Origin of the sequence: Staphylococcus agnetis, assembly GCF_002901865.1 — a bacterium.
Classification (GTDB): domain Bacteria; phylum Bacillota; class Bacilli; order Staphylococcales; family Staphylococcaceae; genus Staphylococcus; species Staphylococcus agnetis.
On the sequence record NZ_PPQF01000008.1, the window covers coordinates 1 to 12,269 of the forward strand.

Below are 12,269 nucleotides of genomic sequence, written 5' to 3' on the forward strand. Positions count from 1 at the left end.
TTCTAACATTATATGCCCCTTTTGTATAATATATTTACATCACCATTATGATGTTATATTTTATTTTTGGATTTTTTCACCATATTGAATTTATACTATATTAATAGTTACTCCTATTTTTAGTTTTATTTGTGATATGTTTCAAAAAAACATCACGTCAATTCTCATTAACCTCATACGTTTTGATATGCTCAAAATCCCTTTATGCTAAGGCTGAAAAGCCGCTTCACTTATGATACGCTTCGCCTCTATTTATTTTAAATGCGCGATACACTTGCTCTAACAAAACAACGCGCATCATTTGATGTGGGAAGGTCATTTTACTGAATGATAGCGCAAAGTTGCTGCGCTTCATGACGTCTTGGTGTAAACCGTTTGACCCACCGATGACAAAGGTAAAATCGCTTGCACCTTGCGTCATTCGTTGATCCAGTTCTTTTGCTAGTCCTTCTGAGCTTAACATTTTCCCTTGGATTTCTAACGTAATGACTGTGGATTGTGGTTTGATTTTCGCTAGGATGCGTTGGCCTTCTTTTTCTTTTACTTGTTCGATTTCTTTATCACTCATATTTTCTGGTGCTTTTTCATCTGGTACTTCGATGATCTCAACTTTCGTATAAGCCGTTAATCGTTTTTCATATTCGGCAATGGCCTGTTTCCAATATTTCTCTTTTAATTTTCCAACTGCGATGATGGTTATTTTCATGATTTCCTCCAATTTGTTTATAACTAGCAAGTTATCCACAGGTTATTCAGTTACTCACATATTTATCCTCATTATACCGAATTTGTATAAATTATTTAAGAATAAATGTGGATTTATCCTCAATAGTTGTGTATAAGTCTGTGAATATGTGTATAACTTTGTTGGTAATATAGTTATTAACATGTGGATTGTTTATAACCCCCTCATTTTGTACACATATTTGGGGATAAGTTTTCCTCTGTTTTGCACATTTATGCATGTAAAAAATTGAAAACAGATATTTCTTAGTATCTCAATTTTCTGTTATGTATATCTTACATGATTTACGTTTTCGAGCAATATCACTAACGTAAAATATTTAAGTGCTAAGTATTTTTACCTAGCACTTTTTACTTCTTAGACCATTTTTAATTTGTTTCTTCTCAAACACAATGAGGCATTTTATTGCGTAAAATCAACCAACATTTCCTTTAAAACATAAGCATACTTACATATAGTCCAATAAGCGTCACGAGTAACACTGGAATCGTCGTCACAATACCAATTTTAAAATACATTCCCCATGATATTTTCACACCTTTTTGAGCTAACACATGGAGCCATAATAACGTTGCAAGTGAGCCAATCGGTGTCATTTTAGGACCTAAATCTGCGCCGATGACATTCGCATAAATCATACCTTCCTTAAGACTTCCCGTTACACCTGCCTGATGAATCGCGAGTGCATTAATCATGACAGTAGGCATATTATTCATAACTGCTGATAAAAACGCTGACAACAAGCCCATACCCATGACAGATGCTAACGAGCCATAATTTGAAATCACAGTTAATATATGGCCAATTGCATGCGTGATACCAACATTTTTTAAACCAAACACAACGATATACATACCAATTGAAAATAAGACGATATTCCATGGTGCATCCTTAATAATTGCTTTTGTATGTACTGCAGGTGAACGTCTTGCCATGCTAATAAACATAACAGCTATCGAGCATGCAATAAATGATACCGGTATGCCTACCATTTCGCTTAGAAGATAACCCAGCATTAAAAACGCTAATATCCACCATGATATGTTAAAGAGTCGCCGATCTTTAATTGCCTCACACGGTTGTTTCACATGATGAAAGTTAAACGATTTTGGTATCGCTTTTTTAAAATAGAGCCATAACACAATCATACTTGCCCCTAAAGAAAATAAGTTGGGTAACCACATCCGATGTAGGTATTCAAGAAAGCCAATGTTGAAATAATCTGCTGATACAATATTCACAAGGTTACTGACCACAAGTGGAAGTGATGTGGCGTCTGCGATGAAGCCACTCGCTATAACAAAAGGAAAGACTGCCCGCGCACTAAATCCTAAGTGCCTTACCATAGCTAATACGATGGGTGTTAAAATCAGTGCTGCACCATCATTCGCAAATAACGCGGCAACAACAGCACCAAGTAACATCATATACAAAAACATTTTAAAGCCGTTACCTTTTGAAGCTTTCACCATGTGTAAAGCTGACCATTCAAAGAAGCCGATGTCATCTAAAACAAGTGAAATAATAATCAACGCAATAAAGGTTAGTGTCGCGTTCCAAACGATACCTGTTACTACACCGATGTCATTGAAACTAACGACGCCTGTAAGTATCACTAATGAAGCACCTATGAGGGCTGTAATACCGATATCTAAACCTTTAGGCTGCCAAATAATAAAAATCAGTGTGGCGATAAATATGATAACCGCAAGCAATGTCATCGGACTTTCCTCCTTTCATTTTAATGTGAAACGGACCGGTTTCATGTTTGAAAATATAAAAAGGGTTAAAAACGCAATATGTCGTTTTTAACCCTTGAAGTCGTTATAGCGTATAGATAGTTGTCGGTTGTGCTTTATCAGTATCACATAATTTTACGTCATTTACGGTATCGATATCGTGTTCACGTAAAATCTGTCCGACACTCATGCGTGCTAAATCTTTCATATTATTGTCTTGTGAGAGATGTGATAAATAGATGCGTTTGGTTTGACCAGTAATGACGTCTGTCATCGCGTGTGCAGCGTCTTCATTTGAGACGTGACCCATATCACTTAAAATACGTTGTTTCGTCTTCCATGGATAGCGACACATACGCAACATGTCTACGTCATGATTACTTTCAAAAATAAACGCATCACTGCCACGAATCATCCCTTTCATACGGTCTGAAACATAGCCTGTATCGGTAATCATCGTAAGTTTCTTATAGTTATTATGGAATATATAAAACTGTGGATCAATCGCATCGTGAGACACATTAAATGATTCCACATCAAACCCTGCGATTGATTTTGTTTCATACGGATTGAAAATAAATTTTTGAGCGCTTGGAATGCGTGAATCTTTCTTTTCAATACATGTCCATGTTTTTTCATTCGCATAAACAGGCAGGTTATATTTTCGTGCCAAAACGCCTAATCCTTTAATATGATCGGAATGTTCATGCGTCACAAGAATCCCATTTAAATCTGATATTTTTCGGTCGATTTGATCGAAAAGTGCTTCCATTTTCTTACCTGTTAAGCCGACGTCGACCAACAGGCTGCCTTTATCACTCTCTACAAAAGTGGCGTTACCTGTACTGCCACTTGCGAGGACACTCATTCGTATCAAGTGACCACCCTTTCTATTATTCTGTAATTTGCGGATTTGATGATACCGCTTCAACATAATACGTATGTTTTTTACCTTTTTTACTAACGGTAATTTCCCAGTTTGCTTGTAATACTTGTACGTTTGTTTCTTTAACTACCGTATAGTACCCCAGTCGAATACTATCTACCGACTGGCCAGCTTTTAAATATTGGTTATAATATAGTGTTTCAATAGCTTCACGCGCACTAATAACTTGACGTGGTTTATTATTTTCACCTTTAGACGGCCGGATGTCTTCCATTGTTGATTGCGTGTAAGATTTTGTTTTATTCCCATTAACATCAAAAGACAATCTGGCACGATTATTATTCATGATTGGATACCCATCATATGTTTGTTCATAAATAATTTTACCATCTTGCGTTTCATGATATTGATATTGGCTACCACCGTACACATTAGCATTGATGTACGGTTTTAAAATCGAAATGGGATCTTGACTCACATTCACCGCGTGCGCCATCTTTTGCGTTAACGTAAAACCATCTTTACTGGCTTCAGCATTATCATCTTCTTTCACATCTTTTTCAAAATCATGTGAGTCTCCAGTGATTAACTGCATTTTGACGCCATTAACATTTGGCATATCTTTTGGCAATTTAATATCTTCTTGTTCAAAATTAACGGCATTGTCGTTTTCAGAATCATTGACGTGCGATTTATTCACTTTATCAACATAAATATAAATTAAACATAAATTTGTCAGGAAGAAGACGACGATGAAAAGGGTTTTGGCTTGTTTCCAGTTCACGGCTTAATCAACTCCCCATTTTGAAATTCATACCAATCATTATCGTATTTAATATACCATGTTGGCACAAATTGACTATTATGTTGCACTTCAATACCATCATTTGAAGATTCTTTCGTAATCATACGGTAGCCGACAATCATTTGATCTACTTTAGAAAAATCCACACGACCATTACTTGCGAGCTCCGCCCGTACATCTTCTGCAGGTGGCAATGCTTTAGGCTTTTCGCCATTATCCACAGTGACATTTGTTTTCAACAATCCACGGCTATATTCAAAGATACCGCGCTCACCCCAAATCACGCGTATTTGGTTACGGATTGTTGAGTCAAATATAGGTCTACCATTAATGAACATTTGATAAATCATTTCACCTTTAGATCCATTCGTTTTAAATAAACGAAAATCATCGGTAAAACCACCGTGTTTATTAATGTAATCAAAGGTTCTTGGAATACTGATATTCATATCACGTGTACTATGTTCATCTTCTGATAAATTCGTGTAACTGTAGGTTTCTTTATTGGCATCATAATTTACCATGCCCGTATTGTTATTGTACGTTGTCGTACCGCTTCTTGTTGTCCGCACAATTGGCGTATCATCAAAAAGAATGGAATTAAGGTCTTCAACATTAATGTTGTTAAAAATCGTACGATACGTGCGTAAATCTTTCGGTGCTTTAGGCGCATATAAATAAGTCGCTTTATTTACTGTTGTTTGGTCCGTCAAAATATCCGTGTAAGGTTCAAGATTAGATGACATCTCATCTAGATGCCCTTTTACTGTTTTAACAGACACATCCGTCGTCATTTTTATAGCACGCTGACGATCCGCATCAATCGCATAGACGTCAACATCGTAACGACTGTTCATATCTAAAATAATGCGATTAAATTTAAAATTTGAAGGAACCTTAGCTGGTACATTCATCACTTCATTCAAATACATCGCAAGTGGGGTGTCTGTCGGGTAGTCTAAAATAACAAGATGATCACTTAATGTATCTAATGATAAAACATGATCATTTGAAAATTCTTCTACTTTAGAAATGTGATGCTTACTAAAGAGATTGGCAATTTCATTGACCGATGGAGTTGCAGAAGATCCTTCTATTTTACCTTGGTCTACATGCACCATTTGATTTGGGGTCATCACTTGCGCCGCTTCCTTATCATAACGCGCACCTATGGCTTTCGTATTTTCATGATGTGGATCGCTATATGTATCTGCCACATCAGGAGAAAAGTTCCAAATCTTTACAGTTAAAATGATACTCATTAAAACAAGGAGTCCTAAGATTATGGATTTGATGAGTTCTTTAGTCTGCATCCCAATCACCATCTTCAATAATTTCACACGGTAATGTTATAAAAATAGAGGTCCCTTGCCCTTCCACACTATTTGCCCAAATGCGCCCGTTGTGTGCTTCTACAATTTCTTTTGAAATCGCAAGACCAAGACCTGTTCCCCCCATCTTACGTGTCCGTGCTTTATCTACTCGGAAAAAGCGGTCAAAGATTTTGTCCACTTTGTTTATCGGGATACCAATCCCATTATCTTTAATACGCACTGTCACACGATTATGCACCGCATTTTGTTTCACGTGAAACTCTACACGTTTCTCACCGCGAGAATATTTAATTGCATTTGTAATCACGTTATCAAATACTTGCGTCATCTTGTCAGGATCGATTTCCGTGAATATAGATTTATGTGGGATGTCGCGCACGAATGTTGTATCTTTGGCGGACATCTCATGTCGATTGATGATTTTATTAACAAACATGTTAAAATCAACAATTTCTTTCGTAATTTGTTCTGTTTCATTATCCATTTTAGATAAATGAAGTAAATCATTAACGAGACGAATCATACGCTCTGTTTCTTCTCGTGTCACAGATAAAAATTGAGGCGCAATCGACTCATCTTTCCACGCGCCTTCTTCTAAAGCTTCGATGTAACTGTTCATCGATGTCAGTGGCGTACGTAATTCGTGTGACACGTTCGCAACGAACTCGCGACGTTCTTTTTCTACTTGTTGTTGTTCAGTAACATCATGTAACACGGCAATATAACCTGTTACGAAACCCGTATTTTGAACGATATTACTAAAGTTCACTCGCGCAATAATGCCTTCATCCTCATTAATATCAAGAAGAAAACTATCATGATTGTCGCTTAATTCTTCTAACGTATACGTATCACGTAAATCTAAAATATCAAATATATGTTGCCCAGTAACATCTTCTTTCATCTTACCGAGCATTTTAAGCGCCATGTCGTTGATAATACGCACACGCCCTCGACGGTCTGTCGCAATGATACCGTCACTCATGTGTGTGATAACAGAGTCTAAACGACGCTTTTCACTTTCAGTATTCGCTTGTGCTTCTTGCACACGTTTGGACAAGTTATTGAATGCTAATGCCAACTCACCAATCTCGTCATTGCCGTAGATTTTCACACGTTGCGTGTAATTCCCTTTCGACATTTCAACCGTTTGGTTACGCATATCTGTAATCGGTTTCGTAATTGTACGTGCAATAAAGAATCCCAATATAACTGTAATAATTAAAGAAATTAAAGTCCCAACAATAAAAATTTGATTAATATTATTAAGCTGGTCATAAACTTGGTTAATGTTGGATTCGATGTATATATCACCTATCAATCCTTTATTCGTTGTGACAGGCATATTTTTAACCCAAACCCGTTGCTTTCCTTCGCCATAATCTTTAAGAACTGTATCCGAATTTTCTTGTCCGAGTGAAAGCGCTTTTTGAATTGAACTTTCATTCGCTTTTTGATTAATCATATGACGATTGGATTGTTTAGACGTCGCTAAAATGATTTGATCTGTATCAATGAAGCGTATTTCAATCATTTCATTACGGTTGGCATATTCATTTAAAAGATTTTGAATATCTTTTTGAGTATTCGTCGTGCCATTCTCGTCCGCATATATTTTCTCAATACTGAGCTCAATTTGTTTCGCATTTTGAGAAATATTGGTTTTAAAGGTATCGGTCATTTCTTTTTCAAGACTGTTCGTAAAATAAAGACCGATAATTTGCATACCGATAATGATAAGTAACACATAAACAATAACGAGCTTCGTGTGAAGGGATTGAAATTGTTTTAACCACTTCATATTAAGCTTCCTCTAATCATGTTGTTGAAGAAAATAGCCTACACCACGACGTGTAACAATGTAGTCCGGGTGAGACGGATCATCTTCAATTTTTTCACGTAGACGACGAATCGTTACGTCAACAGTACGTACGTCGCCAAAATAATCATAACCCCACACCGTTTGAAGTAAATGTTCACGTGTCATTACTTGACCCATATGATTTGCTAAGTAATGGAATAATTCAAATTCACGATGCGTTAAATCAATATCTTCGCCACGTTTTTTAATCGAATACGCATCTGGGTAAATGACGATATCTTTAATCGTAATATCATTAGATTGTACTTCTGTATCTTGTGTAGGTTGTGTGTAATGGCGACGTAAGTTCGCTTTCACACGCGCAATGAGTTCACGTGTACTAAATGGTTTCGTAACGTAGTCATCTGCGCCTAACTCAAGACCAAGAACTTTATCAATTTCTGAGTCTTTCGCTGTTAACATAATGATTGGCATTTCGTATTTTTTACGTACTTCACGGCATACTTCCATACCGTCTCGACCAGGTAACATAATGTCTAGTAAGACAATATCTGGTTCTTTTTCATAAATTAAATCCACGGCATCATCACCGTCGTAGGCTACGTATACTTCGTAACCTTCTTTCTTCAAGTTAAATTCTAATATATCCGCAATTGGTTTTTCATCGTCGACTACGACTACTTTTCTCGCCATATGCTTTGACCCCATTTCATATTAAAGTGCAAAATTATACGTTTCCAATTGGCATAATCCTATACCTTATAATGTATCACTTCTAAAGTGCAAATTCTATCATTTACTTTATTCAACATTAATACAAATTAAAAAAGCAACACTATGATAATCGCATGGTTGTCATAGGTTGCTGTGAAAGTATTGTAAGGTTGGAGATGTGTTTGAATCAAAAAAATGCCCATCCATATTTGGATGGGCAAGTAGCGGTCCCGACGGGAATCGAACCCGCGATCTCCTGCGTGACAGGCAGGCGTGTTAAACCGCTCCACTACGGGACCATATCATGGTGACTCCTACGGGACTCGAACCCGTGTTACCGCCGTGAAAGGGCGGTGTCTTAACCGCTTGACCAAGGAGCCTCTTTTGAACACAAGATTGATTATAGCACCCCATTTTCACGATGGCAAGATAAATTTTAAATTTTTTTCAATAATTTTTCACACACGCTTTACAAACGCAACATAATACCTTCAAACCCCTTTATATCAATGATTCACTCTCACCTTTTTTAAACTTTTATCTCTCTCAAACACCTTATCACATCAATAAAATGATAAAAGTTAGTTTCATTATTATTGAAATTAATGTAATTCATAAGCAATACCTATGTCATCATGCCATAACGGGTATAACATACGAGTAAATTTTAAGGAGGGACTACCCACATGCCAAAAAAGCAACAAGCTAGTATAAATTTTAGTAATCAAAAAAATAGAAAGTCTTTTGTCTATAAAGCACTGTATCAACTTAATGATGTCGTACTTGGTCTCATTTTTTTAATCGGTAGTTTTTTATTTTTCTCTGATTCGACCGTATTTCAAGGTACTGTATTATTCGTTATCGGGAGTATTCAGATGATTATTCGTCCACTTATCGCTATGATTCATGATCTTCATATGGCAATAATAGACCGAAATTAACAACAACACTAATATACAAAAAAAGCCAGCAAATCCATTGATTTGCCGGCTTTTATATACTACAAGTCAGTCTTACCGTTATGTTGCGGTTAGACTTACCTCAGATGAATTAAACCCATAATTTTTCAACAATGTTCGTTTGATTACGGTCTGGACCTACAGAGAAGATTGAAATGTGAACGTTACATAATTCTGAAATACGTTCTAAGTAACGACGCGCGTTATCAGGTAATTCATCTAAACTACGTACACCTGTGATATCTTCTGTCCAACCAGGTAGTTCTTCAAAAATTGGTTTACAACGTTTTAAGTCATTTAAGTTCGCTGGGTATTCTGTAATTTCTTTACCATCAAGCTCATACGCTGTACAGATTTTAACTGTATCTAAACCTGTTAATACGTCGATAGAGTTGATTGATAAATCTGTAATCCCACTTACACGACGAGAGTGACGTAACACGACTGAGTCAAACCAACCTACACGACGTGGACGTCCTGTAGTCGTACCGTATTCACGACCAACTTCACGAATGTGATGCCCTTCTTCATTAAATAATTCAGTTGGGAATGGACCATCACCAACACGAGAAGTATACGCTTTACATACACCTACTACTTTAGATACGTGAGTCGGGCCTACACCTGTACCTACTGTTACGTTACCCGCAACTGGGTTACTAGACGTTACAAAAGGATACGTACCGTGGTCGATGTCTAACATCACACCTTGCGCGCCTTCAAATAAAACTTTTTCGTCAGCCACAAATGCATCATCTAACACTTTAGCTGTGTCAGTAACATATTGTGCCAAACGTTGACCCGCTTCGTAATACGGTTCGAAAATTTCCTCAAACGATGGTGCATCTTGTTTGAACATGCCTTGGAAATAGTCATTTTTATACGCTAAGTTTTCTTTTAAGCGTTGTTCAAAAACTTCTTTATCTAGAAGGTCTGCCATACGAATACCGATACGTTGTGCTTTATCTACGTATGCTGGGCCGATACCTTTTTTCGTAGTACCGATTTTATTATCACCACGACGCTCTTCTTCTAGTTCGTCTTGTTTTAAGTGGTATGGAAGGATGACGTGAGCACGGTTAGAAATGCGCAGATTGTCAGTCGCAATTCCACGTTCATTTAAGCCATCTAATTCTTTTAATAAAGCAACAGGATCTACAACGACACCATTACCAATAACAGATAATTTTTCTTTATAGAAAATACCTGATGGTACTAGGTGAAGTTTGTATGTTTCACCATCAAATTTAATTGTATGTCCTGCATTATTACCGCCTGAAAAACGTGTAATGACATCTGCTTGTTCTGCTAAAAAGTCTGTAATTTTACCTTTTCCTTCGTCTCCCCATTGTGTCCCAACTACTACGATTGATGACATAAGAGCACCTCCAACGTTTTCTCAATTAACCAAAGTGTATTTTACCAGTATGACAGATGGAATGCAAACCAAAAAACGAACGTTAATATCTATGAAAATTTTCATGACCTTGTTGAGTCGAATGTCTCCTCAAGCTTATGACAGCGCATTATTATAGCGTTTATCGTACAAAAACAACATTTCAAAATCCATACTTAACACAAAATACAATCGAAAAATCAATTAAAAAACCGTACATTAAAAATATATAATCGTTTAATGTACGGAAAAATTATTTTTTAGACTTAAATTTGTCACATTTTATTTAACCCATATCGGCATGTGCATAATCAATATCTGTAAATTTATTATATTGTTTCATGAAGTGCAATTTCACTGTCCCTGTAGGGCCGTTACGTTGCTTGGCGATAATGATTTCAATTTCACCATTTTCATCATTTGTTTGAGGTTCAAATCCAGCGTCATCATCATCCTCTTCACCATCACCACGATTATAATAGTCATCACGATATAAAAAGGCAACAATATCGGCATCTTGCTCAATGGACCCTGATTCACGAATATCACTCATCATTGGTCGCTTATCTTGACGCTGTTCCACGCCACGTGATAACTGACTCAATGCGATAACAGGACACTCTAGTTCACGAGCAATCCCTTTCAACATACGTGAAATTTCAGATACTTCTTGTTGACGGTTATCAGACGCACGTGAACCGCTTCCTTGAATCAGCTGTAAATAGTCAATCACAATCATATCAAGTCCATGTTCTTGTTTTAAGCGACGACATTTGGAACGTAAATCGGTAATACGAATCCCTGGTGTATCATCGATAAATATTTTTGTACGAGAAAGTTTACCGACCGCAACTGTAAATCGGTTCCAGTCTTCTTCTGTCATTGTTCCTGTACGTAAACGGTTAGAATCAACATTTCCGGAACTACATATCATACGAGTCGCCAGTTGGTCGGCACCCATCTCAAGTGAGAAAATACCGACCGTATATTGATCTTCGTGGGTCGCCACTTTCTGCGCAATATTTAATGCGAAGGCAGTCTTACCTACCGACGGACGCGCCGCTAAAATGATTAAATCGTTACGGTTAAACCCTGCCGTCATTTGGTCAAGATCACGGTAACCAGTAGGAATACCTGGTGTCTGACCGCTATTTTGATCAAGCGCTTCCGCATTATCATACACTTGACCTAATACGTCACGAATATCTTTAAAGCCATCACTTTCTCGTGTTGACGATAGTTCTAAAATACGACGTTCCGCATCATTTAAAACGGTATCAATATCTAATTCATCATTGTATCCATCATTCGCGATACTATCAGCAGTGTGAATTAATTTACGCTTAACCGCATTTTTAAAGACAACATCGGTATAATATTGAATATTTCGTGTCGTCGGGACATTAGACGTAATTTCAGCAAGATACTGTGGTCCCCCGGATTCACTGATGACCCCATCTTGAGTGAGACGGTCTAACACCGTTACGATATCAATGTCATTACCGTCCTCATTAAGGTTCATCATCGCACGGAAAATATGTTGATGGGCAGTGCGATAAAACGATTCAGGTAATAAAATTTCTTGTGTTGACGACATCAATTCAGGATCTAAAAATATCGCACCTAAAACGGATTGTTCCGCTTCATTACTATGTGGCATTTGTTGATGCTCATACATTCCATCCATGCGATTAACCTCCCTACGTGCTTTTATATACTTTACATATTTTAACACTAGTTAGGGTTCATTCCTAGAAAATTAATAGATGTCATAAAGGATTTGAAAAATAAGACTGTAAGTTACCTAGATAATGTAATAAAACTAAAGATGTGTTAAAAAACGGTTGAATCTGCTAAAACATACTTTGT

10 protein-coding genes and 2 tRNA genes are annotated in these 12,269 nt (G+C 37.0%); 1 reads left to right on the forward strand and 11 read right to left on the reverse strand.

Going from position 1 to position 12,269, the window contains the following annotated elements:
* Positions 1-226: 226 nt before the first annotated feature.
* From rlmH to CD172_RS00995, 9 genes are all read right to left on the reverse strand, one after another.
* Entirely contained in the window at positions 227-706 is a 480-nt protein-coding gene (rlmH, locus tag CD172_RS00955; protein ID WP_103345186.1) for a 23S rRNA (pseudouridine(1915)-N(3))-methyltransferase RlmH, read from the reverse strand.
* Between the two features lie 470 nt (positions 707-1,176).
* Entirely contained in the window at positions 1,177-2,466 is a 1,290-nt protein-coding gene (locus tag CD172_RS00960; protein WP_103345187.1) for an arsenic transporter, read from the reverse strand.
* A gap of 103 nt (positions 2,467-2,569) precedes the next feature.
* Complete coding sequence (locus tag CD172_RS00965) at positions 2,570-3,418, reverse strand: MBL fold metallo-hydrolase (RefSeq protein WP_404829400.1); 849 nt, start codon at positions 3,416-3,418, stop codon at positions 2,570-2,572.
* Complete coding sequence (locus CD172_RS00970; protein WP_103345189.1) at positions 3,378-4,154, reverse strand: two-component system regulatory protein YycI; 777 nt, start codon at positions 4,152-4,154, stop codon at positions 3,378-3,380. Before CD172_RS00970 ends, CD172_RS00965 begins: the two co-directional genes overlap by 41 nt.
* Entirely contained in the window at positions 4,151-5,488 is a 1,338-nt protein-coding gene (locus CD172_RS00975; protein WP_103345190.1) for a YycH family regulatory protein, read from the reverse strand. The genes CD172_RS00970 and CD172_RS00975 overlap by 4 nt, the downstream gene beginning before the upstream one ends.
* Positions 5,478-7,310, reverse strand: a complete 1,833-nt coding sequence (gene walK, locus CD172_RS00980) for a cell wall metabolism sensor histidine kinase WalK (RefSeq protein WP_103345191.1) — start codon at positions 7,308-7,310, stop codon at positions 5,478-5,480. The genes CD172_RS00975 and walK overlap by 11 nt, the downstream gene beginning before the upstream one ends.
* Before the next feature lie 12 nt (positions 7,311-7,322).
* A complete protein-coding gene (gene yycF, locus CD172_RS00985; RefSeq protein WP_037565202.1) occupies positions 7,323-8,024 on the reverse strand; it encodes a response regulator YycF in 702 nt (233 codons plus the stop codon).
* A gap of 246 nt (positions 8,025-8,270) precedes the next feature.
* Positions 8,271-8,344, reverse strand: a tRNA-Asp gene (locus CD172_RS00990).
* 6 nt (positions 8,345-8,350) lie between these two features.
* A tRNA-Glu gene (locus tag CD172_RS00995) sits at positions 8,351-8,425 on the reverse strand.
* Positions 8,426-8,731: 306 nt separating this feature from the next.
* On the opposite strand from CD172_RS00995, the gene CD172_RS01000 reads away from it, so the two are divergent.
* Positions 8,732-8,986 carry a YrhK family protein gene (locus CD172_RS01000; protein WP_103345192.1) on the forward strand — a complete coding sequence of 85 codons (255 nt, stop codon included), beginning with the start codon at positions 8,732-8,734 and terminating at the stop codon, positions 8,984-8,986.
* Between the two features lie 109 nt (positions 8,987-9,095).
* Here CD172_RS01000 and CD172_RS01005 read toward each other — a convergent pair whose 3' ends face one another.
* Together CD172_RS01005 and dnaB are read right to left on the reverse strand one after the other, a co-directional pair.
* Positions 9,096-10,382, reverse strand: a complete 1,287-nt coding sequence (locus tag CD172_RS01005) for an adenylosuccinate synthase (RefSeq protein WP_103345193.1) — start codon at positions 10,380-10,382, stop codon at positions 9,096-9,098.
* A gap of 304 nt (positions 10,383-10,686) precedes the next feature.
* Positions 10,687-12,087 carry a replicative DNA helicase gene (gene dnaB, locus CD172_RS01010; protein WP_037565197.1) on the reverse strand — a complete coding sequence of 467 codons (1,401 nt, stop codon included), beginning with the start codon at positions 12,085-12,087 and terminating at the stop codon, positions 10,687-10,689.
* Positions 12,088-12,269: the final 182 nt, after the last annotated feature.